Consider the following 21,172-nt stretch of genomic DNA (forward strand, 5'->3'; position numbering starts at 1 on the left):
GCGCCTAAGCGCTCCCCCACTTTTGCTCTTCTCTCAATTCGGCTTCCGTGACGTAGTGATCGTCGAGCTGAGCCATGTGACGCTCGTACAGACGATGCTCAAGAATAGCGAGCACGTATGCTCCTAGCCCAATCAAAGCGAACGTTTGGAGTGTAATCAAATCCGTGAGCAATGCGTAAACCCACACTAGGAATAATGGTAGCGTCACGAGTCCAAAGATGGAGTTAAGATGGATGAGCCGCTTTGCTGCATCCGACTTCAAAAACTGCTTTTTGATGTTCTCGCGTTGCCACATCTTACGAAAATCAGGAAGACCCGCTGCGACACTGAGAAATATGACTGTCATTGGTGAGAGCCAATTATACTCTAATGAGAAAAATAGAAGTGCGGCCAACACCGCTGACAAGAACACTTGTGTGGAATGCTTTCTCTGATCGAACGCCGTCAATTCTCGCATTTGGCTGCGCTTATCCATGTTTTCGTTCCTTCTCGATCTCACGGGCTTCCCGAATCAGTTTTAAATCCTCTCCCGTTAAATAATGACCGTCGTGCTTTTGGATGATACGGTCGAGCCATCTTCCCAAAAAGGCAGCTCCCCAGAAAAAGGCTTGCGACAACAAGAATGCCTGGAACGTTTGTGGTTGTGTCGTCTCATAAAATACGACGACCCCGTAGTATCCGATTGCGCTAAACCCAATCAAATAAACCGTGTACCGCAGCGTAAGCAGCTTTCGTGCTTTTTCGTTTTTCACGAACCGGAGCCACATGAGGAATCGAGTCGTTTCGATGCTAATCAACATAGCGAAAATCGCTACTAAGAACAATAGAAAGAACGAATCGGGCATCTCCCAGTACGATGCGTAAACGAGCATCCCAACGATTGCAGAAACAGCCAGGATGCCAAAACCCCAACCGGTCCACTTTTCAAATCGAAGAATCGTATCAATTTGTTGTTTTGATTGTGGTGATAACTCCATTCAACCCATCCTTTCGATTACTTCATCATATGTCGGTAACTGAGGATCATGCCTTTTCAACTGACGTTCAATGAATCGTTTCCGATAATTTTCAGTTAAACCCCAAATCCCAAATAGAAGTCCAATCCCAAATCCAAGCGACTCTGTTGTTAATAGGGTCGTCATGAACGTGCCCATCAATAGCCCACTAATCCAAGTATCAGCATATTTGACCTTTAGCCACTGTACACTTTTCAGGTGCGTCGAGACGTGGCTAAGAAGGCGGTATTCTTTATGTCCCATTAAGATTAGAAACACCGCGACGGTCCACATTAAAGGAATCATGAGCATCTTTTCAAACAGAAGAGCAACAATCAGTACAATAATATAGATGACCAGGATTGGACCTCCAAATCGTCGGATTCGTTTAATCGATTGAACTTCTCTTTGAATATGACCTTCCATCTCCTCACCCCCGAATCTGTTTATATGTAGGACGCCACACACCCGCTTATCCATTCGCATCGTCAACAAAATGCCAACGATTCCAACAATAAGTTGTTGGAATGAACGAAGTCACGCCCGTTCCTGCTCGACTCGTTCCCTCATCGCGCTTCCTCTAGTTCGAGGGCGCGTAAGATTGGATCATGGGCTTGTAGCGCCCGGTTCAAGCGACGCGACACGACTTCGGAGAATGTTCCCCAAATCAGAACGGCGAATCCCCAATAGATGTTGTCTTGACTAAAGACCAATAACCCACCCACCATAATCATGAGTACGGTCGTATTCACCAAGTCATACAGTAGTTGCCAGCGGAGCAATTTCCGGGCTACGGAGTCGAATAGATACATCCGTCTCATCCGATATTTCGCCACGTCCGAGATGAGCAGGGCGATGCCGACAAGGCCGAGCGGGACGGTGACCCACGTTGCCCGTTCAAAAAACATCAAAGCGAATGCCAGAATGATGACCGCCAATAGGGCGTAACCGATACGTGTATGTCGTTGCTTCCATTCTCGTTCCCGTTCCATCCGAACTGATTGTGCCATTGTCTTCTCCTCCTCACTCTTCTCTATTTTTATACGAAACCCTTTTGAATTCGTTTCGCAGATTTCAATGATTCTCTGTACAATCGTTCGACGTTTTTCAACAATTGCCGAAGGATTGTCCGCCACCCTGATTCAATTTCTGATATACTGATAGCGTATTCATACCTACAAATTTTCATGTGAAAGGTGCAGACCCTGATGGCTCCAAAGTATAAACAAGTCGCCGAGCAGATTGAGACAGACATTATGAATCACGTCTATCAACATACGAACAAGCTCCTCACCGAGGACGAATACGCCAACAAGTATGGCGTCAGCCGCAACACGATTCGAAAAGCGATTGAGATTCTCGTCAATAAAGGGTACGTCTATCAAGTCCAAGGGAGCGGCGTCTTCGTCCGTGACCATTATATGAGCGATTACGTGAACCTCGAGAAGTTGCAAGGTCTCACGAGCGACTTCAGTGGACGGAAAGTCGAGACGCGCGTTCTTGATTTCGAATTGACGACAGCGAACGATGAAGTGGCCGAACGGATGAAGTGCAAAGTCGGGACGCCCGTCTACTACGTCAAACGTCTCCGGCTCGTCGATGACCATCCGTTTTCGGTCGAAGATTCGTATTTCCGAAAAGACCTCGTCGTCTATCTCGACCGGAACATCACCGAGAAGTCGATCTACAACTACTTCCGCAACGACCAAAAGCTCGCCATCGGTTTTGCCGACCGTGTCATTTACGCCGACTTTTTGAACGCGGAAGATGCGGCACTGCTCGGACTGAAAGAGAACGACCCGGCCCTTCTCGTCGACAACACCGTCTATTTGACGAACGGTCAAATCTTCGACGTATCGCGCTCGACACATCATTTCCGCCATGTTAAGATGCTCAAAGTCTCTAACATCAAGTCCTAAACGCATTCGAGAGATTGTTCTCGTGTGCGTTTTTTCATGTTCACATTTCGGACGAAAAGAAAGGGTTTACATGTAAGCGGTATCGTGCTAATATCAACTTGTAGAATTTGTACCTATGAATTTTGGTTATCCATACAAAAAGGAGAGATACTATGGTTTCTGAAACAATCGAAATTACTCCCGAAGATATCTTCGGTTTAATCGCTCTTTCAGGCGACGCCAAAGCGAGCTACCATCACGCGATGCTGTTGATGCAAGAAGGCAAAGCAGATGAAGCGGCTGAAGCAGTTAAAGCTGGTGACGCGACATTGAAAGAAGCGCACGCTATCCAGACGAAATTCGTCACACTCGAGGCACAAGGGAAAACGGCTACGGTCGGCGTTCTCATGGTGCACGCACAAGATCACTTAATGAACACGATCCTCGTAAAAGAGATGCTCGGCTATATGATGAACATGCAAAACGAAATCAACCAATTGAAAGGAATGGATCAAAAATGATGAAAATCGGACTCTTCTGTGCAGCAGGTATGTCAACAAGTATGTTAGTAGAAAAAATGAAAGCGGTTGCCGCTGAACGAGGCCTTGAGGCTGAAATCGCTGCTTACCCAGAATCAGAAATGGAAACGTACGTTGATAACCTCGACGTCGCGCTTCTCGGACCACAAGTCAAATACTTGCTCGCGAAAGGCAAACAAATCTGTGAGCCGAAGGGCGTTCCAATCGACGTCATCAACACAGTCGACTACGGCATGATGAACGGAACGAAAGTATTAGACCACGCATTGAAACTCGCGAATAAATAAACTGAGGTGACCACTTTGAAAATGCCAAACAATTTCTTGTTCGGCGCCGCCTCGGCTTCTTACCAAGTCGAGGGCGCATGGAACGAGGACGGGAAAGGACTCTCGAACTGGGACGTCTTCTCGAAAATTCCTGGGAAAACATTTGAAGATACAAACGGCGACGTCGCAGTCGACCATTACCACCGTTATAAAGAAGACATCGCGCTCATGGCGGAGATGGGACTCGAATCATATCGCTTCTCAATCTCATGGCCGCGCGTCTTCCCGAACGGCACAGGTGAAGTGAACGAAAAAGGACTCGAGTTTTACAACAACTTGATCGATGAGTGCTTGAAGCACAACATCGTCCCGTTCGTGACACTCTACCATTGGGACCTCCCGCAAGCGCTTGAAGAAAAAGGCGGCTGGAAAAACCCAGAGACGGTTGACGCATTCGTCCGTTTCGCTGATACTTGCTTCCAATCGTTCGGCGACCGTGTCCGTCACTGGATCACATTCAACGAAGCGGTCATCTTCTGCTCGCTCGGCTACTTGACTGGGGCACACCCGCCCGGCATCGAAGGCGACGTCAAAAGTTACTTCCAAACGACGCACCACGTCTTCGTCGCTCACGCTCGTGCCGTCGAGTTGTTCAAACAAAACGGATATGAAGGCGAAATCGGAATCACACACGTGTTCAACCCGGCTTTCAGCATCGATGACGCCGAAGAGAACAAGTTCGCCGAAATGCATGCGAACGCCTACTCGACGCACTGGTTCTATGACCCGATCTTGAAAGGTGAATATCCAGCATACGTCGTGAAAGGACTCGAAGAGCAAGGCCTTCTCCCTGAAATGACAGACGAAGAGCTCGACCTCTTGAAACGGACGGCTTCGATGAACGACTTCATCGGCCTCAACTACTACAGCCCGCAACGCGTCATGAAAAATGACTCGGCGCTCGTCATGGCCGGTGGCCGCGAGAACTCGACAGGCCGTCCGGGTAACCCTTCATTCGATGGCGTCTATAAGACGGTCATGATGGATGACAAGGTCTACACGAAATGGGCTTGGGAAATTTCACCGGAAGCGTTCCTTGACGGCATGCACATGCTCAAAGATCGTTACGGCGATGTGAAAATCTACATCACAGAGAACGGTCTCGGTGATGTCGACCCGATCGTGGACGGAGAAATCGTCGACGACGCTCGCATCGAATACATCGAAGGTCATATCCGCGCCGTGAAACACGCTGTCGAACAAGGTGTCAACGTCGCAGGTTACTACGCTTGGTCGGCCATCGATCTCCTCAGCTGGCTCAACGGATATAAGAAGCAATATGGCTTCATCTACGTGGATCACGCCAACGGACTTGCTCGTAAGAAGAAAAAATCGTTCTACTGGTACAAAGACATTATCGCTACTCGCGCTGAAAACCTATAAGGAGGTTCCCCATGAGCCGCTTAGAAACCGTATTTGAAAAATTCACGCCAGGGTTCGTTCGTTTCGCGAACGCCAAGCCCGTCCTTGCTATTAAGGACGGGTTCATCCTGACGATGCCGATGACGATCATCGGGTCATTGTTCTTGCTCATCCTCGCGCTCCCGATTCCAGGCTGGGCCGAATTCATGTCAGGTCTGTTCGGAGCCGATTGGACGCTCCCGCTCACGCAAGTCGTCGGTGCGACGTTTGACATTCTCGCCTTGATCGGTGTATTCGGAATCGCTTACTCGTACGTGAAAAATGAAAAGATCGAAGGCGTACCAGCTGGTATTCTCGGAATCATCTCGTTCTTGATCATCACGCAAGCGTCTGTCCTCTCTGAAGGTGGAGAAACAGTCGGCGGAGTCATCCCGAAAGTATGGACAGGCGGACAAGGTGTCCTCGCTGCCATCGTCGTCGGATTGGTCGTTGGATTTATTTATTCGCAGTTCATCAAACGCGGCATCAGCATCAAAATGCCTGACGGTGTTCCACCGGGCGTATCGAACTCATTCTCAGCACTTGTCCCTGGTCTTGCGATTATCACACTTGCGGTTGCGACATTCGCGACTTTCCAAGCGGTTGCAGATCGTACGTTCACTGAAGTCGTCTATGACGTGCTTCAAGCACCACTTCAAAACTTGACCGACACACTTGCCGGAGCCGTTATCATCATGGTGCTCATGTCAGTCATGTGGTGGTGTGGAATTCACGGAGCTGCGATCATCATGGGTATCATGGGACCACTCCTTACAGCGAACGCGCTTCAAAACCAAGCAATCCTTGATTCAGGTGAAACACTCGTTGCCGGTGAGAACGCGAAAATCGTTACAATTCAGTTCCTCGACGTGTTCACGAAGCTCGGTGGATCAGGAATCACAATCGGTTTCATCATCGCGACACTCATCGTCGCCCGTTCGGCTCACTTGAAGCAGCTCGGTAAGCTCTCACTCGCACCAAGTCTCTTCAACATCAACGAGCCGGTCATCTTCGGGATGCCGATCGTGTTCAACCCGATTATGTTCGTACCATTCGTCATCGTACCTGCGATTGCTTCGTTCATGGTGTACTTCTCAATCCTTTGGGGCTGGGTCGACCCGTTCAACGCGCTTCAAGTGCCTTGGACGACACCACCGGTCATCTCTGGTTTCTTGATCGGCGGATGGCGTGCAGCGCTCTTACAGATCGTCACAATCGCTATGGCCGTAGCCGTCTACCTCCCGTTCGTTCGCATGCAAGACCGCGTGTCTTACGGTGAAGAGTTGAAAGCACAAGAAGACGCAGACAAAGCGTCAGCCTAAGCAAAAAACGACAGCCCTTCTCAGCGATGAGAAGGGCTGTTATATTTAGGGAAACAAGTAATAATGTGGGTGGTCCTCAAACATTGTCTGCTCAGTCGCCACGACTTAGGAATGAGGAAGAATTTCTATGACGAGAAAGAACCTGCACTGGATCGCGTTTGCTATCGCTATTTTGCCTACGTTCGCTCTAGCGATGGCTATGATTGTCGGATTTCAGTTATCAAGAGAAGACACGAGAACTATCTTGTCTATAGCTTACGGGCTATCGGTGGCCCTACTCTTGATTTCTCTTCTTCTACCTAAGATAGTTACTAACAAATAGATAAGGAGTAACTGGATATGAAAAACTACACCCCTAGCTTCATGATCTTATCGAGCGCAGCGCTCGCTTTCGGGCTTGGGTTCAAATCCATCGTCCCGTACGCGATGTTGATCGGCATCGGGCTACATATGATTTTTCTTCTATGTGCCGCCTACTCGTTAGGCAAGTACCGGGCCAATAAATCACAACTCGATTCGTAACGCCATGACACTTACTGTCACGGCGTTTTTTTCATTTGTTTCGTCTTATTACAAATCACTCTCACGTTCCCGGATTGGAAATTCAGCAGCGATGTCTCGCAAGCCTTTTAGGAAGCGTTCCACGTTCGCTACAGAGGTTTCAAAGTTAATATCAAGTTCTTCCGTCTCGTCCCCGAGCGGGTGCTCCAGATGGCCTCGCACGTCCACCTCCTCCCCATCGCCGTCTCTCCTCGTCACCGTCAAGCGGATATACGGTTCTGTCGGTTCGAACTCGACTTCTTGCATGTCACCCGCTACGAACGACTCGAATACCGGTATGTAGTGAGCGACAAGCAGACTGTCGAGCATGATGTCATCGAACGTGATCCGATGGTCCGGTGCATGAAACCCGACCCAATTCCGATGCCACGCCGCATCATGGATGTTGTCGGCGTCAGGATAGGCATACGCATAGCTCTCGACCGTCACATCAATCGTTTCGTCACGCGACGCCAACTTCGTGAGCGCCATCGTCAACCGTCCTTCCTGAGCGAATAGCCGTCAATCTCCTGCAACCGCATCCGTTTCTGATCGACAGCTGCATGAACGATAACCGTCACGCCTGGATTGAGCTCCATCATCTTCTTGATTTTCGTCAAATCGTCGCCTTTGATCTCGACCGGCAAGACGAATTCGCCTTCCTTCAAGTGGATGAACTTGATCTTTCCTTTGTCGTCATAACCTGTCACTTCATACGTTGCATACTCGCGTTTCATCAACATCTCCCCTTCTTCCGAATCAATCTCCACACCGAGATCACGAATTTCCCGTTCCCGTTCAATCCGTTTATTCCGTTCTATCAGTCCTCTCACGCCTAAAAAAGAAGAGAACAACACAAAAAAGATCACGAGGACATTTGAATAGACCACCCCATAGAGCAACCCGTACATAAACCAGCACAGCAACGACATCATCATAAGCGTGGTCGTCTTACCCTGTTCCCGCTCTTGATTCGTTCTATGGTGTGACGCCATCGTCCGTCCTCCTCTCCCTACTTCATACGTTCCCCGCTTGAATCGGTTCCACACAAAAAATCCATCCCTGTAGCGGCAGGGATGGATCCACCTTACGCCTCGACGCTATCCGCGTGTTTGGCTTTATGGTCGCCGATGACGCCGGCGTACCATTTCGCGCTGTCTTTCCAGACGCGCTCTTGCGTGTCGAAGTCGATGTAGAGGATACCGAAGCGTTTCTCGTAACCGAAGCTCCATTCGAAGTTGTCCATGAGCGACCAGAGGTAATATCCGGCGATGTTCATGCCTTCGTCGTTCAAGTCGGATACGGCTGTGAGGTGCTTTTTGACGTAGTCGATGCGTTTATCGTCATGGACTTCGCCGTTCTCAAGCACGTCGTCGTAAGCCGCGCCGTTCTCTGTGATGATGATTGGAAGGTCTGTGTACTCGTTACGTAAGCGACGGATCAGGTCTTTGAATTCGTTCGGGGCGATATCCCAGCCCATGCCCGTCTTGTCGTAATCGGAGTACGCAGCCACCGTCATGAAGTCGTTCGCCGCGCTGAACTCAACGAGTCCGCGGCTGTAGAAGTTGATGCCGAAGAAGTCGCACTCTGTCGAGATCGTCTCCATGTCACCTGGTTTGATGAAGTCGTACGTATGAACATATTTCGCGAACAAGTTCATCATGTCGACCGGATACTGACCTTTGAACACTGGATCGAGGAACCAGCGATTCGAGTAACCGTCCGAGTTGTTTTGTGCGAGTCGGTCGTTCACCGAATCCGTCTTGGCGTAAACCGGTGACAAGTTGAGCGTGATGCCGATTGGTGTCGTCGACTTCAACTCTTGTTTCAACAGTTCGACCGCTTTTCCGTGCGAGAGGAGCATATGGTGCACGGCGCGGACCGCTTCGTTCATGTCGCGATGTCCTGGAGCGTGGACACCGACGTGATAGCCGAGGAATCCGGCACACCATGGCTCGTTGTGCGTGATCCATGAGTCGACGATGCCGTCGAGCTCATCGAAACATACTTTGGCGTAGTCGAGGAACCAGTCGACCGAGTCGCGGTTCACCCAACCACCTTCTTCATGTGCCCACATCGGGAGATCCCAGTGGTAGAGCGTGACGGCCGGCTTGATACCTTCCTCACGGAGGCGTGTCGCAAGCGTCTTGTAGAACGCCATCCCAGCCGGATTGAACTCACCTTTCGCCGGGAAGATACGCGGCCATGCGATTGAGAAGCGGTACGTGTCGACACCGAGCCGTTTGATGTGCTGGATGTCTTCCTCGAAGCGGTGGTAGTGATCGCACGCGACGTCACCGTTATGCTTCTGGAACACGCGTCCGTCGATGTCGCAGAACATGTCCCAAATCGACGGGGTGCGCCCGTCTTCGTTATGCGCGCCTTCAATCTGATACGACGAAGTCGCGGTCCCGAAGACGAAGTCTTTATTGAATTGCATAGTGTGTTCCTCTTTTCTCTATTATTCTTTGACCGCACCGGCCGAGATACTGCTGACGATGTATTTCGACATGAACAAGAAGGCGATCATGATCGGCACGACCGAGATGGCGATACCGAGGTAAAGGGCACCGAGGTTCTCGGCGACTTGCGAACCTTTCAAGAAGCCCATGAGGACCGGCAACGTGTACTTCTCTGGTGAGAACAAGAGCACGAGCGGCATCAAGTAGTTGTTCCATGAGCCGATGAACGTGAAGATCGACATCGTGGCGACGGCCGGCATCATCATCGGGAGTGCAATCGTATGGAAGATGCGAAGCTCGCTCGCGCCATCGATCCGGGCCGCTTCGATCATACTGACGTGCAGCGTGGCCTGGGTGTACTGCCGGATGAAGAAGACGACGAACGGACTCGCGATCGACGGGATGATGAGCGGGATGAACGAGTCGAGAATGCCGAGCGTTTTCGAAATCTCGTAGAAACCGATGAGTCCGAGTTGTCCCGGTACCATCATCATGACAAGCATGAAGATGAACATCACATTTTTCCCTTTGAAATCGTAGAAGGCGAAACCGAACGCTGTCATCGCCGAGAAGTAACCAGAGAGCAATGTGACGAGTACAGCGATGATCAAGCTGTTCTTGAAGCCGTTCCAGATGTTGATGTAGTCACTCAAAATCGCATAGTTCTCGACGAGTGCCGTCCCCGGGAGAAGGGAGAAACCAGACATGATTTCTCCGTTCGTCCGTGTCGCGTTGACGAGCATCATGAGGAACGGGATGAAACAGACGATCGTCAAGACGATCAAACCCGTGTAGATGACACCACGGCTGAGCCATTTTTTCTTTTGCTTTTGCTTCGGTGGATCCACTTGGCGGGGTGTTTCCTCGCGTGGCGGCTGCACTTCGCTGTCGGCGAGCATACGCCGTGATTCTGCATTTTGTTCCATTGCTTATGCTCCCTTCTGCGCAGCGCGTTCTTTGCGGAACATGCCTTTGAAGACGACCGCCGAGAAGACGAGCGTGATCAAGAACAAGCCGTAAGCGACCGCTGACGCATAGCCGTAGTTGTTATACTTGAATGCTTGGTTGTACAAGTAAAGGACCATCGTGTTCAGTGATCCATCCGGTGCACCAATTCCGTCCGTCAAAAGGAGCGGAAGATCGAACAATTGGAGTCCACCGATGAGTGACGTGATCATGATGTACAAGAGAATCGGTTTGAGTAGTGGCAGTGTGACATACGTGAACATTTGCCAACGGTTCGCGCCATCGATATGGGCTGCTTCGAAAAAGTCTTTTGAAATTCCCGACACGCCGGCCATGACGATGATGAACGAGTGACCGAACCACATCCATGTCAAAATGAGTGAGACGGACAGTTGTGCCGTCACCGGTTGCGATAACCAGTTGATCGGGTCAGAGATGATCCCAAGTTTCAAGAGGATCATGTTGAGTGAACCGTGCTGCCAGTCGAGCAAGATTCCGAACAAGAGCGCGACCGAACTAATCGTGATCAAGTTAGGCAGATAGAAGAACGAACGGAAGAACGCGAGGCCCTTCAGTTTTAGACGAAGATCTGAGAACAGGAGTGCCAAAAGCAGTGCAAGACCGATCTGTAAGGCAAAGTTTACTCCCCAAATCTTGATCGTATTGACGAACGCCTCGATGAAGTATGTGTCAGTCAACAGGCGCGCGTAGTTCGCAAAGCCGACGACCTCTTCTCCTTGGCTGCCGGTATAGTTGGTGAAACTGTAGTACAGGGTCAAGAAGACCGGATAAATACTGAATGTCAAAAAGACGACCCAAAACGGGGCAATAAAGGCATAGCCATAGCGGTCTAGTTTTTTCACGTCGTGTTACTCCTTCCCTAGCAACCCTTAAGGGGGGAAGTCCCCCCACGGGTTAGCTGGCCTCAGTCAACTGTAATGTCTGGGTAAGCGTTTTTCGCTTGTTTCTTGAACTCTTCGATCGCTTCTTCTTTCGACTTCTTACCTTCTACATATTGAAGGACTGAAGCGCCGTAGAGCGTGTCGAGCTGTTGGTCATATTTCGTGACGATCCCTGGTGTGATTTCATCCGCTTGGTCAAGGAAGAACTCGTAGTTGTTCTGTCCGCCGAGGAACTCATCGCTGAAGTCGTCTTTGATTTTGTCGGTAACTGGTTTGTAAGCGAGGACGTCGCCTGTCTCTTCAGCCCAGCCAGTCAAGAACTCTTCGTCTTGTGTCATGAGCTTCACGAAATCGTAAGCAGCTTCTTTGTTTTTCGATCCTTCGTAAACACCGAGCCATGTGCCGCCCCAGAAGTACGGGCTTGGACCGTTCGTGACTGCCCAGTCACCGGCTGTGTCTTTCGCGCTGTCTTTCAAGACGCTGTGAAGACCCCATGTTGGAAGGACGTAAGAGAACACTTCTGTTTCCGTTTCTTTGCCGCCTTCTTTAACTTTGATCGGCTTCGACATGCCTTCGAACCAAGATGGTGACCATTCTGGAGCGAGTGCCGTGTATTGTTTCTCCCGAAGTTCTTTCGCGTAGTCCATGTAGTTGATCTTGTCTTCTGTCAACACGAGTTCGTTTTTGTCGTTTACCCATGCTTCTGGGTTTGCGCCTTGTGAGAACCAACGGATCGCGCCTTCGTCTGGGAACATCTTGTAACCTTTTTGCTTCATCTTCTCAGCAACTTCGAAGACGCCGTCCATCGAGCTCATCATGTTGCCGATTTCAGTCGGATCGTCTGTGCCGAGGACTTCTTTCGCTAAGCTACGTTTGTAGTAGACGCCACCTGGTGTCGTTTGCCACGAGAGGGCGCGCACGTTGCCGTCTTGGTCTTTCCCGAGGTCGAAGACGTATGGGATGTAGTCGTCTGAGATTTCATTGACGTTGTACGGCTCATCAGAAAGGTTTTCCCAGTAGCCTGCGTCAACCCATTGCTTGAGGAACGCGATCTCGCCTGTGAAGACGTCCGGTGCCCCAACGCCGCTTTCGAGTGCTGGCTTGAGTTTTGTCGGATAGTCGGCGATTGGAACGATTGTCAATTCAACTTTGACGCCGTTCTTCTCTTCGTATGTTTTGATTGGCTCTTTCAATTCGTCCGTGAACGACCAAACTTTGAGGACGTCATCTTTTGAACCAGACTCAGAACCTGACGTTCCTTCATCGTTTGAGCAAGCGCCCAAGACGCCGACTGATAGTGCCCCGATTGAGAGTAAGCTGACTAATTTTTTACGCATGTGTGAACCCATCCTTTTAAGTGTTTTAGAAAGCGTTTACAAGAAGAGGTAATAATTTGTCGAAAGCGCTTTCGAAAATGCTGAAATAAAATATCGAAAGCGGTTTCGATTTAGGGTGAATGATTTTCGAAATCGCTCTCTTCTCTCCATTCCGCTGAAGCGAACAGAGCGACTTCGAAAGATCATCGTGACTTGTTTACTTTTTGACCGGTGCGCAAGACGCACGTTCAATCAACCGAACTGGGATGACACGACGTTCAGTCCGTCGTTCTTTGGCTGTCATCTGCTCGATAAGCAGCTCGGCCGCCGCTTCTCCGATTTCGTCCGTATCTTGACGAATCGTCGTCAGCTTCGGTGTGATGTATTTGATCATCTCGATGTCGTCATAGCCGATAATCGAGATGTCTTCCGGGACCCGGAGACCGTGTTCATGGACGGCTTCGATTGCCCCGATGGCCATTTGATCGCCTGCGACGAAGACTGCTGTCGGCGGTGCCGGCAGTTGTAATAACTTCTCCATCGCCTGCTTGCCTTCTTCGACCGAGAAGAACCCGGCGTTGACCAAGTAACCTGGTTGAATCGGTAAGTCGAGTGCGTGCATCGCAAGCTCATACCCTTTCACCCGGGCCGCACCGGCGTCAATCGACGAATCTCCGGCGATATGCGCGATATGGCGATGTCCTAACTCGTACAAGTAGTTCACAGCCATGCGGGCACCTTCCGTGTTGTCCGAATAGACGACGCTACAGTTGGCGCTGTCCATATCGACCACGACGATCGGGATATCGCTTTGCATGAGCTCTTGCACTTGCTCGTCCATCCGGTCCGAACAAATAACGACGATACCGTCGACTGCTCGATGTTTGAAATGTTCGAGATAACTCATGTCACGGTTGCGAAGGTTTCGAGAGGCGAAGATTAAATCGTAGCCGTGTTCCTCGGTCGCGTGACGGAAACTTTCAATGATGCCGTTAAAAAATGGATGTTTCATTCCGACTTCGTTCGCTTCTGAGAACATGACCCCGATCGCCCACGATTTTTTCGTCGATAACGACTGTGCGTGTGCGTTCGGCAGATAGTCCATCTCAGCCGCTGCTTGTAATATTTTGGCTCTCGTCTTTTCGCTGACGTCCTTATAATTGTTCAACGCTTTGGAGACCGTCGTAATCGAAAAGCCGGTTTTTTTAGCTAAATCATAAATCGTGCCCATGTCATTCTCCTCTTCCCGAAAGCGCTTTCGGTAATTTGATTGTAGCGCATGAATTTGTAGGAATCAATTCTTTTTCGTGGAATATTTTGAGATTTATTTTCGTACCGTGTTTCTTCTATATTAACGGATAAAATCACTTTTTGTCGTTAGTGTGTCCAGTTTCCACATAATCAAGATCATTATCCTTTTAATCATTCTCCCACTTTAATTTTCCACTCACCTTGAGCTTTCACTTCGAATACGTAAACACTTGAATCATTAAAGCTATAACGTTGAGAACCCGCATATCTCCCTATCTCATTCACAAGCAAATCTGTACCATCTAATAAAACCGCAAAATTCCCTTCCCCTTCATGACTTAGACTAATTTGATATGATCCACTATCGATTTCAAAAAATACAACATCATCGCCTGTACCAACAAATTCTCCAGGAAGACCCTGTAAATCTAAGGGGTAAAATTGAGTTATTTCAATATTCCATTCGCCTTCATGACCTTTGACATTTAAATAATAATCATCTTCCTCTTCAATCCACACGAATGACTTTCCAGAGTACTCGCCTATTTCATTAACTAGTAAATCTACGAAATTCCCTTGTCCATCCTGTAACTCTACTGCAAAGTTGCTATTACCTGAATGAATGCTCTCAAATACTGCAAATCCTTTCAACAATCTAAATGGCTCAGAGCCTTGGTCTCCGGTACCATTTATCTCAGTAGTTAATTCTTTTTGAATTTCACTTATAAAATTATTAACAGTGTTATCAAACTCATTTATTACATCTACTTCAATTATTTCTTCGTCATCATAAACTACTACTACAGATTCATTTTCAATTATTACTTCATCAAAATTCCGACCGTAAACAGTATACTCCTGTTTAACTTCTAAATTGTTGTTGCTAATGTAATCCGTGTAGTGTCCCAGGGGATTTCCTGCTTTAACCTGTAGTAAGAAATCGTCTACACTCGGTTCGATTTGTTCTGGTTCTTCAGCTCCCTCTTCAGTTTCTTCATTCTTTGTTTCAATGTTAGTCGAAAAATTTTCATCATAATTTGCATCAATTGAACTGTTATTTTGATTTTCTATGAGTATCCCAGCAATAAACACCATACATATACCTACTATAAAAATTGACCCTCCTAAAATAATCGGGAAATTAGTAACATCACGCTTAACAAAGTATCGAATCGTTGAAAACAAGGCATAGACCACTCCACCAATCATCAGCAGTAATCCAACAAATGATAAAAAATCTGCAAACACTGGATTCACCTCCATGAATGTATCACCCTACGACAGCCCTCTTACTGAATTAATACCCAAAATCATCCTATAACGCTTTATTAGTTCTATTTTTCCATACAAAAAACCCTACGTTCTAAAGGTAGGGTTGAAAAATTAATGTGTTCTCGTGTACAGCCAGACGAGATTCGTAAATTTCTGTACTTCCGTCTCTCCCGTCTCACCTTTGAACAAACGTTGGAACGGTTTCAGCAACTGTTCAAGGACGATTTTCCGGAGCCGGTCTTGATGGAGCTCATACGTGATTGCTTCGAACAAATCGGCTTGTTCCTCGGTCATCTTCACGTGCTCATGGATGCGCGCTGCCATCCCAATCAACTCATCTTTCGTGACGAGGTTCTTATCCGTCGTCCCCCGCATTTGATCGACAGTGACCGGGTTCAAGATATGTTCTCCGGTGTCGACCATACGCGCCGCCATCAACTCGACGTAGGCGTACAAATTACGAATCAATCGCTGAATCGAGTAGGCCGTGTTCGTGATGCGGAGTGTGAACAGGATATGTTGCAACATCCCGTTGAAGAGCACTGTCAACTCGACCGAATACGGGCGAATCTCTTCCCCGATAATTTCCGTCAGGCGCATGGCGAGCCACTCGATCTCATAGACGCGGTGTTGTAGGACGAGCTTTTTCAATTCAGGCTCATTCGCTGACATAATCGACTCGAACAAGGCGTGTAGGTTCCGCTCCTCGTTCAATTGAATGAGAATCGAAATCTGCTCGATAAAGACGTCCTTGTCGCGCTTGTCACGTCCCATCTGCATCTCAATCCGGCGCTGTCCAGCGTCATAGCGCAAGTTCTCGAGAATGTTGGCGACACAGTCCGTCTTCGAGGCGAAGTAGTTATAGAACGTGCCTTTTGAGATGTTGGCCCGTTCGATGATTTCTTGGACCGACGTCTGCTGCACTCCGTTCTCAATGAACAAAGCCATGGCGACGTCAGCAACTTTTCGTTTTTTATCCTTCATATACTGATTGCTCCGTTCTGTCTGGTTTCTGGCTTAAGTATACCATTTTGAACTAACAGTACAAAATGGTTGATTTATTTGTACGGTGGGTATAAAATCACTACATCGACACTTACTAGTATATAACTATTCAGAACATAAAGGAGCAACTCGTATGAAACCAGAATTCCAAAAGAAACCGCCGTATCTCATGCTCGCGGTCCTCTTTGTCGGGGCGTTCATCGCCTTCCTTAACAACTCTTTACTTAACGTCGCGCTCCCATCGATCATGGTCGATTTGGAGATTGCTGACTACTCGACCGTCCAATGGCTCGCGACAGGATTTATGCTCGTCACAGGCGTGCTCGTCCCAGCATCGGCCTACTTAATCACCCGGTTCTCGAACCGTGGTCTCTTCATCACGTCGATGGCGATTTTCGCTCTCGGGACGGCCATTGCCGCTTTCTCTCCGAACTTCGGTGTCTTACTCGCCGGTCGGATGATTCAAGCGGTCGGGGCGTCGACGATGGGACCGCTCTTGATGAACGTCATGCTCGTCAGTTTCCCACGTGAAAAACGCGGAACGGCGATGGGGATTTTCGGTCTCGTCATGATTTCTGCACCAGCGATCGGACCGACACTCTCGGGCTACATCGTCGAATACTACGACTGGCGCGTCTTGTTCGAAATGATTCTCCCGCTCGCCATCATCGGCCTCGGTCTCGCCATTTGGAAAGCCGAGAACGTCATGGTCCAAAATAAAGAGCAATCGCTCGATTACTTGTCACTCGTCTTATCAACGCTCGGGTTCGGTGGCGTCTTGTACGGTGTCAGCTCAGCGAGTTCAGACGGCTGGGATAACCCAATCGTCTTGACGACGATGATCGTCGGGTTCGTCGCTTTGATTGCCTTCGTCATCCGTCAGCTCAACATGGAGAAACCGCTCCTCGACTTACGGGCATACAAATACCCGATGTTCGCGCTCGCTTCAATCATCGCGATTGTCAACGCCGTCGCCATGTTCTCCGGAATGATTTTGACACCGGCCTACGTACAGAGTGTCCGTGGCATCTCGCCGCTCGACTCTGGGCTCATGTTGTTACCGGGTGCGATCATTATGGGGATCATGTCCCCGATCACAGGGAAACTGTTCGATAAGTTCGGACCGAAGTTACTCTCGATCACAGGTCTCACGATTACCGCGATCTCGACATACATGCTCGCCAACGTCCAACTCGATTCGACGTACACGTACATCGTGACGACGTACACGCTTCGCATGTTCGGGATGTCGATGGTCATGATGCCGATCATGACGAACGGTCTCAACCAGTTGCCGACAAGCCTCAACCCGCACGGAACGGCCATCAACAACACGGCCCAACAAGTATCCGGTGCGATCGGGACAGCAGTCCTCGTCACAATCATGAACTCGGTCACGAAGACAGAGGCCGAGTCGCTCATGACCGGCGTCGACCCAGCGACACTCACCGAGAGTGCGATGGGCGCGTTGACACAGCAAGCGTTACTGTCAGGGATTCAGTATTCGTTCTACGTGGCACTTGGAATGAACCTACTCGCGCTCGTTCTCGCCTTCTTCGTGAAACGGGTCGATGTACGCAAGCTCGACTTCAAGGAAGAAAAATCAGAACTCAAAAAAGCGAATTAATGAATACAACAAGCCGTCCTGTGCGAACAGGGCGGCTTATTTTCTCGGTTATCCTTTTGTAAAACTCAAATCATGCCGACTCGGATGCTCCAGGTCAATCTGTCGAATCTTCCGCTCGTAATGGATCGTCGTGGCTGCCTGGGCAGCAATCGCACCAAAGAAAATGACGAGCCATAAGAGCAAGTTTGACTGCATGTCGTTCTTAAATAAGAAGTAGAATCCAATCGCCCCGAACAACGAGACGGCGTTGCGGCCAACGTACGTGCGACGAATGAACTTCCGAACGGTCCGTTCGTCCGTCAACCGTTGCATGAATCGGCTCTCGCGCCATTCCAGATAGATCAACACAACGAGCCCCGCTACAAAGGCGATTCCATAACCCGTTTGAAACTCGTTCATGACCAATAACGCAAATGAGACTCCGACCGCGATGACGACCGATACGTGCAAGGGCATCCATCTTTTTTGATACAGTTGAATCGTCCGGATCCGTGCTTGTTTCTCCATTCGTAATCACCTCACTTCTATCTTACGTAAGGAAACTGGTTTTTGTTCCCTTTTTTAAGGATTTAGATTATTCTGATTAGAGGAAGATATTGAATGTAGGGGTGAAGGATAGTGACTTGCAACCAAATACGATTGTTTAGCGGACTCGCACTTCTCGTGACGGGCGTCGCTTTACTACTTAAACGTTAACAAGCATTCGGGGCATCTGCCCGGATGCTTTTTTATGTTTCAGGTAAAATAAAAAGATGATATCTAGGACGTGACCGATCTAACGTCCGTTAAGGAGGAATAGTGCATGTCAACTTGGGACAAACGGTTCAATACGGATGAGTATGTATATGGGGAAGCCCCGAATGCCTTTGTGAAGCAACAGGCGCATCTGTTCAAACGAGGGATGCGCGTGCTCGCGATTGCCGAAGGGGAAGGTCGAAACGCGGTTTGGCTCGCGGAACAAGGAGTCAATGTGGACATGTGGGACTATTCGCAAGTCGGTCTCGACAAAGCAAACCGGTTAGCGGAACGTCGCGGGGTCACTCTTCATACTCATCTCGTCGATTTGGCTGAGGCCGATTGGCCGGAAGACGCCTATGACGCCATCGTTTGTATTTACGGACATTTCCCCGACAACGTGAAAAAGTCCGTCTTGGAAGGCGTCAAGCGGGCCTTAAAACCAGGTGGTTATTTTGTGACGGAAGTCTACAGTGAGGCGCAACTCGATTACGGGACGGGCGGTCCGAAACAAAAAGAACTGCTTTATGCGCCCGCTGACTTCTCCACACTAACGGATTCATTCAAAACGATTCACTTTTTCGACGGGACCGTGGAACGGTATGAAGGCGCGCTCCATAACGGCGAATCGGCGGTCTTGCAATACATCGGACAAAAAGCAAGCAGCCTATAAATAAACGAAAACCGACTCGCTAACCACGAGTCGGTTTTGTCATTGTGACATCAATGCCCCCGATACTTTCCAAGCGCACGCATATTCAACAAGTAGAGCACACCGGCGTAAACGATCAAACCGAGCACATACCCCCAAATTCCGGCGAAACCGCTACCGTACACCATCACTTCTTTGATCGCCGTCGCCCCATAAAAGATTGGCATGACATAGCTCAAGTTGCCGAGGCCGTATGGAATCAAGTCGAGCGGGATTAACCCTGAGAAAAACACTTGCGGGATGATCGTGAACGGGATCATCTGGACGACCTGGAGTTCTGAGCGGGCGAACACCGAGATCGTCGCGCCGAACAAGACGGCCGTCCCGGCCATTAGGATCATCACGAGAAACACCCAGCCGATATTGCCGAGCGATGTCAGCCCGAGCACGTAAATCGTATAGAGAACGATGAAGACGGACTGGACGACCGCGAACACGCCATAGCCGAGCGTATACCCTAGAATGACCTGGCCACGTTTGATTGGTGTCATGAGCAATCGTTCGAGCGTGCCGCCGCTCCGTTCTTTGACGAGCGCCATCGCGGATAGAATGAAGACGAAGAAGAACGAGAACAGTGACAAGAACACGTAGCCGAACGAGTCGAACGTCGATTGGCCTTCTTCCCCGTATACATAGTTCATCTCGATATCAGCCGCCGGATTCAACGCCGACAGCGCCGTTTGAATCTCTCGCACCGCTTTCGACGACTTCGTCGACGGTTCTCGGAGCGTGATTGTCGTTCCTTCCTGCGTCGCTTCAAAGATCGCATCGATGTCTTTATTGTCTTCCAAGTACCCGAACGGGTCGTCGACCGTGTCCAACCGGACGTCGAGCGTCTCGGCTTCGAACGCCTCGACGAGTTGCGTTTGTGCGTTCTCATCAAGCACGACGACCGGCACGTAATCCGAGTCACCGAGGAGGAAGTAGACGAGCGTCAAGATGAGGAGCGGCGCAATCAAAATCAAGGCGACACTCCGTTTATCGTTGAGCGTCTGAAAAATGACGCGTTTCGCCAAGTTACGCATGATCCATCCCTCCTTCTCGACCGGCGATGAGGAATAGTTCCTCGACACGACCATTCTCCGTCTGATCCAACAGATGCGGGACGGTATCGTAAGCGATCAAACGGCCGTTATAGATGAGCGCGGCCCGGTCACACTCGAGTACCTCATCCATGACGTGCGTCGAGACGATGATCGTCGTCCCGTTCGCCCGAATCGCTTGAAACTGACCCCAAATCTGCCGGCGCAAGATCGGGTCGATCCCGACCGTCGGCTCGTCTAAAAATAAGACGTCGGGTTGATGGAGGATGGCAATCGCAAGCGAGAGCCGTTTTTTCATCCCGCCCGAGAAGTTACGGACGAGCTTTTTTCGGTCGTCCGTCAAATCGACGAGCGTGAGCACTTCCGTGATGCGTTGTTGGAGCTTCGTTTTACCGAGTTTATAGATCGAGCCAAAAAACTCCAAGTTCGCCTCGGCCGACAAGTCGTCATACAATCCGTCGTTCTGGGGCATGAAGCCGATCTTGTGGAGCATGCCCATGTTCGGCATCTTTGTTTCGCCGATGCGAATCGAACCTTTGTCCGCGGCCAAGGCACCAATCATCAGCCGAATGAGCGTCGTCTTCCCCGAACCGGACGGGCCGAGCAAGCAACAAATGTCGCCTGAGTTGATGGTAAAGCCGACATGGTCGATGGCCAATTGGTCACCGAACGATTTACTGATGTCGTTCAGTTGAATATCCATATTCATTCTCCTTTTCGATGCCTTGTTCGAGTACACTGGATTAATAGACACCGTGTTGGTTTATAGGTTCAGTATAGACCCCAGTCGACAGCCCAACAATCGGCAATATCGGCCATCGTGTCGGTTATCAGACAGTTTTCACTCAAGTGTTGGATAA

24 protein-coding genes are annotated in these 21,172 nt (G+C 49.5%); 8 read left to right on the forward strand and 16 right to left on the reverse strand.

What is annotated here, in order from left to right:
• Positions 1 to 4: 4 nt before the first annotated feature.
• The 4 genes from KNP86_RS12175 to KNP86_RS12190 all read right to left on the reverse strand — a co-directional run bounded on the left by KNP86_RS12175 (position 5) and on the right by KNP86_RS12190 (position 2,005).
• Positions 5 to 475, reverse strand: coding sequence for a hypothetical protein (locus KNP86_RS12175; RefSeq protein WP_214754562.1), 471 nt, complete (start codon positions 473 to 475; stop codon positions 5 to 7).
• A complete protein-coding gene (locus tag KNP86_RS12180) occupies positions 468 to 977 on the reverse strand; it encodes a hypothetical protein (RefSeq protein WP_214754564.1) in 510 nt (169 codons plus the stop codon). Before KNP86_RS12180 ends, KNP86_RS12175 begins: the two co-directional genes overlap by 8 nt.
• Positions 978 to 1,421: a hypothetical protein gene (locus tag KNP86_RS12185; protein WP_214754566.1), complete on the reverse strand. Its 444-nt coding sequence runs from the start codon at positions 1,419 to 1,421 to the stop codon at positions 978 to 980.
• A gap of 140 nt (positions 1,422 to 1,561) precedes the next feature.
• On the reverse strand, positions 1,562 to 2,005 hold the full coding sequence (locus tag KNP86_RS12190; RefSeq protein ID WP_214754568.1) for a hypothetical protein: 444 nt from the start codon (positions 2,003 to 2,005) through the stop codon (positions 1,562 to 1,564).
• 198 nt (positions 2,006 to 2,203) lie between these two features.
• Between KNP86_RS12190 and KNP86_RS12195 the strand changes: the two genes are divergently transcribed.
• The 6 genes from KNP86_RS12195 (at position 2,204) to KNP86_RS12220 (ending at position 7,003) form a co-directional block, all read left to right on the forward strand.
• Entirely contained in the window at positions 2,204 to 2,914 is a 711-nt protein-coding gene (locus KNP86_RS12195; RefSeq protein WP_214754570.1) for a GntR family transcriptional regulator, read from the forward strand.
• A 152-nt stretch (positions 2,915 to 3,066) separates the two neighbouring features.
• The gene (locus KNP86_RS12200) at positions 3,067 to 3,414 is read left to right on the forward strand and encodes a PTS lactose/cellobiose transporter subunit IIA (protein ID WP_034781561.1); all 348 of its coding nucleotides are present in this window, start codon (positions 3,067 to 3,069) and stop codon (positions 3,412 to 3,414) included.
• Positions 3,411 to 3,719: a PTS sugar transporter subunit IIB gene (locus KNP86_RS12205; protein WP_021065302.1), complete on the forward strand. Its 309-nt coding sequence runs from the start codon at positions 3,411 to 3,413 to the stop codon at positions 3,717 to 3,719. Before KNP86_RS12200 ends, KNP86_RS12205 begins: the two co-directional genes overlap by 4 nt.
• Before the next feature lie 15 nt (positions 3,720 to 3,734).
• Positions 3,735 to 5,141: a GH1 family beta-glucosidase gene (locus KNP86_RS12210; protein WP_214754572.1), complete on the forward strand. Its 1,407-nt coding sequence runs from the start codon at positions 3,735 to 3,737 to the stop codon at positions 5,139 to 5,141.
• An 11-nt stretch (positions 5,142 to 5,152) separates the two neighbouring features.
• Positions 5,153 to 6,481 (forward strand): PTS sugar transporter subunit IIC, encoded by a 1,329-nt coding sequence (locus KNP86_RS12215; protein WP_034781555.1) that lies wholly within the window; start codon positions 5,153 to 5,155, stop codon positions 6,479 to 6,481.
• Between the two features lie 339 nt (positions 6,482 to 6,820).
• Positions 6,821 to 7,003, forward strand: a complete 183-nt coding sequence (locus tag KNP86_RS12220) for a hypothetical protein (protein WP_034781551.1) — start codon at positions 6,821 to 6,823, stop codon at positions 7,001 to 7,003.
• A gap of 48 nt (positions 7,004 to 7,051) precedes the next feature.
• Here KNP86_RS12220 and KNP86_RS12225 read toward each other — a convergent pair whose 3' ends face one another.
• The 9 genes from KNP86_RS12225 to KNP86_RS12265 all read right to left on the reverse strand — a co-directional run bounded on the left by KNP86_RS12225 (position 7,052) and on the right by KNP86_RS12265 (position 16,174).
• Positions 7,052 to 7,513 carry a WapI family immunity protein gene (locus KNP86_RS12225; protein WP_214754574.1) on the reverse strand — a complete coding sequence of 154 codons (462 nt, stop codon included), beginning with the start codon at positions 7,511 to 7,513 and terminating at the stop codon, positions 7,052 to 7,054.
• 2 nt (positions 7,514 to 7,515) lie between these two features.
• Entirely contained in the window at positions 7,516 to 8,016 is a 501-nt protein-coding gene (locus KNP86_RS12230; RefSeq protein WP_214754575.1) for a hypothetical protein, read from the reverse strand.
• A 92-nt stretch (positions 8,017 to 8,108) separates the two neighbouring features.
• Positions 8,109 to 9,461, reverse strand: coding sequence for a GH1 family beta-glucosidase (locus KNP86_RS12235; protein WP_214754576.1), 1,353 nt, complete (start codon positions 9,459 to 9,461; stop codon positions 8,109 to 8,111).
• A gap of 21 nt (positions 9,462 to 9,482) precedes the next feature.
• Positions 9,483 to 10,409 carry a carbohydrate ABC transporter permease gene (locus tag KNP86_RS12240; protein ID WP_214754577.1) on the reverse strand — a complete coding sequence of 309 codons (927 nt, stop codon included), beginning with the start codon at positions 10,407 to 10,409 and terminating at the stop codon, positions 9,483 to 9,485.
• A 3-nt stretch (positions 10,410 to 10,412) separates the two neighbouring features.
• Positions 10,413 to 11,312, reverse strand: a complete 900-nt coding sequence (locus KNP86_RS12245; protein ID WP_034781543.1) for a carbohydrate ABC transporter permease — start codon at positions 11,310 to 11,312, stop codon at positions 10,413 to 10,415.
• A gap of 62 nt (positions 11,313 to 11,374) precedes the next feature.
• Positions 11,375 to 12,688 carry an ABC transporter substrate-binding protein gene (locus KNP86_RS12250; protein WP_034781540.1) on the reverse strand — a complete coding sequence of 438 codons (1,314 nt, stop codon included), beginning with the start codon at positions 12,686 to 12,688 and terminating at the stop codon, positions 11,375 to 11,377.
• 196 nt (positions 12,689 to 12,884) lie between these two features.
• Complete coding sequence (locus KNP86_RS12255) at positions 12,885 to 13,898, reverse strand: LacI family DNA-binding transcriptional regulator (protein ID WP_214754579.1); 1,014 nt, start codon at positions 13,896 to 13,898, stop codon at positions 12,885 to 12,887.
• Between the two features lie 191 nt (positions 13,899 to 14,089).
• A complete protein-coding gene (locus tag KNP86_RS12260; protein WP_214754581.1) occupies positions 14,090 to 15,181 on the reverse strand; it encodes a hypothetical protein in 1,092 nt (363 codons plus the stop codon).
• A 120-nt stretch (positions 15,182 to 15,301) separates the two neighbouring features.
• On the reverse strand, positions 15,302 to 16,174 hold the full coding sequence (locus tag KNP86_RS12265; RefSeq protein WP_131472853.1) for a TetR/AcrR family transcriptional regulator: 873 nt from the start codon (positions 16,172 to 16,174) through the stop codon (positions 15,302 to 15,304).
• Between the two features lie 154 nt (positions 16,175 to 16,328).
• Here KNP86_RS12265 and KNP86_RS12270 point away from each other — a divergent pair, with 154 nt between their 5' ends.
• The gene (locus KNP86_RS12270; protein WP_214754583.1) at positions 16,329 to 17,822 is read left to right on the forward strand and encodes an MDR family MFS transporter; all 1,494 of its coding nucleotides are present in this window, start codon (positions 16,329 to 16,331) and stop codon (positions 17,820 to 17,822) included.
• A gap of 48 nt (positions 17,823 to 17,870) precedes the next feature.
• On the opposite strand, the gene KNP86_RS12275 is transcribed toward KNP86_RS12270, so the two are convergent.
• Positions 17,871 to 18,329, reverse strand: coding sequence for a hypothetical protein (locus KNP86_RS12275; RefSeq protein ID WP_214754585.1), 459 nt, complete (start codon positions 18,327 to 18,329; stop codon positions 17,871 to 17,873).
• 295 nt (positions 18,330 to 18,624) lie between these two features.
• Between KNP86_RS12275 and KNP86_RS12280 the strand changes: the two genes are divergently transcribed.
• On the forward strand, positions 18,625 to 19,230 hold the full coding sequence (locus KNP86_RS12280) for a class I SAM-dependent methyltransferase (RefSeq protein WP_214754587.1): 606 nt from the start codon (positions 18,625 to 18,627) through the stop codon (positions 19,228 to 19,230).
• Between the two features lie 50 nt (positions 19,231 to 19,280).
• Here the strand turns inward: KNP86_RS12280 and KNP86_RS12285 are convergent, their stop codons facing one another.
• A complete protein-coding gene (locus KNP86_RS12285) occupies positions 19,281 to 20,294 on the reverse strand; it encodes an ABC transporter permease (protein ID WP_214709475.1) in 1,014 nt (337 codons plus the stop codon).
• Positions 20,287 to 21,015: an ABC transporter ATP-binding protein gene (locus tag KNP86_RS12290; protein ID WP_214754589.1), complete on the reverse strand. Its 729-nt coding sequence runs from the start codon at positions 21,013 to 21,015 to the stop codon at positions 20,287 to 20,289. Before KNP86_RS12290 ends, KNP86_RS12285 begins: the two co-directional genes overlap by 8 nt.
• Positions 21,016 to 21,172 lie beyond the last annotated feature (157 nt).

Origin of the sequence: Exiguobacterium sp. s16, assembly GCF_018618115.1 — a bacterium.
GTDB classification, from domain to species: domain Bacteria; phylum Bacillota; class Bacilli; order Exiguobacteriales; family Exiguobacteriaceae; genus Exiguobacterium; species Exiguobacterium mexicanum_A.

Bases quoted from the DNA above. Each gene is read 5' to 3' on its own strand.
- KNP86_RS12175 (WP_214754562.1), bottom strand. From the start codon at position 475: ATGGATAAGCGCAGCCAAATGCGAGAATTGACGGCGTTCGATCAGAGA.
- KNP86_RS12180 (WP_214754564.1), bottom strand. From the start codon at position 977: ATGGAGTTATCACCACAATCAAAACAACAAATTGATACGATTCTTCGA.
- KNP86_RS12185 (WP_214754566.1), bottom strand. From the start codon at position 1,421: ATGGAAGGTCATATTCAAAGAGAAGTTCAATCGATTAAACGAATCCGA.
- KNP86_RS12190 (WP_214754568.1), bottom strand. From the start codon at position 2,005: ATGGCACAATCAGTTCGGATGGAACGGGAACGAGAATGGAAGCAACGA.
- KNP86_RS12195 (WP_214754570.1), top strand. From the start codon at position 2,204: ATGGCTCCAAAGTATAAACAAGTCGCCGAGCAGATTGAGACAGACATT.
- KNP86_RS12200 (WP_034781561.1), top strand. From the start codon at position 3,067: ATGGTTTCTGAAACAATCGAAATTACTCCCGAAGATATCTTCGGTTTA.
- KNP86_RS12205 (WP_021065302.1), top strand. From the start codon at position 3,411: ATGATGAAAATCGGACTCTTCTGTGCAGCAGGTATGTCAACAAGTATG.
- KNP86_RS12215 (WP_034781555.1), top strand. From the start codon at position 5,153: ATGAGCCGCTTAGAAACCGTATTTGAAAAATTCACGCCAGGGTTCGTT.
- KNP86_RS12220 (WP_034781551.1), top strand. From the start codon at position 6,821: ATGAAAAACTACACCCCTAGCTTCATGATCTTATCGAGCGCAGCGCTC.
- KNP86_RS12225 (WP_214754574.1), bottom strand. From the start codon at position 7,513: ATGGCGCTCACGAAGTTGGCGTCGCGTGACGAAACGATTGATGTGACG.
- KNP86_RS12230 (WP_214754575.1), bottom strand. From the start codon at position 8,016: ATGGCGTCACACCATAGAACGAATCAAGAGCGGGAACAGGGTAAGACG.
- KNP86_RS12235 (WP_214754576.1), bottom strand. From the start codon at position 9,461: ATGCAATTCAATAAAGACTTCGTCTTCGGGACCGCGACTTCGTCGTAT.
- KNP86_RS12240 (WP_214754577.1), bottom strand. From the start codon at position 10,409: ATGGAACAAAATGCAGAATCACGGCGTATGCTCGCCGACAGCGAAGTG.
- KNP86_RS12250 (WP_034781540.1), bottom strand. From the start codon at position 12,688: ATGCGTAAAAAATTAGTCAGCTTACTCTCAATCGGGGCACTATCAGTC.
- KNP86_RS12255 (WP_214754579.1), bottom strand. From the start codon at position 13,898: ATGGGCACGATTTATGATTTAGCTAAAAAAACCGGCTTTTCGATTACG.
- KNP86_RS12260 (WP_214754581.1), bottom strand. From the start codon at position 15,181: ATGGAGGTGAATCCAGTGTTTGCAGATTTTTTATCATTTGTTGGATTA.
- KNP86_RS12265 (WP_131472853.1), bottom strand. From the start codon at position 16,174: ATGAAGGATAAAAAACGAAAAGTTGCTGACGTCGCCATGGCTTTGTTC.
- KNP86_RS12270 (WP_214754583.1), top strand. From the start codon at position 16,329: ATGAAACCAGAATTCCAAAAGAAACCGCCGTATCTCATGCTCGCGGTC.
- KNP86_RS12275 (WP_214754585.1), bottom strand. From the start codon at position 18,329: ATGGAGAAACAAGCACGGATCCGGACGATTCAACTGTATCAAAAAAGA.
- KNP86_RS12280 (WP_214754587.1), top strand. From the start codon at position 18,625: ATGTCAACTTGGGACAAACGGTTCAATACGGATGAGTATGTATATGGG.
- KNP86_RS12285 (WP_214709475.1), bottom strand. From the start codon at position 20,294: ATGCGTAACTTGGCGAAACGCGTCATTTTTCAGACGCTCAACGATAAA.
- KNP86_RS12290 (WP_214754589.1), bottom strand. From the start codon at position 21,015: ATGGATATTCAACTGAACGACATCAGTAAATCGTTCGGTGACCAATTG.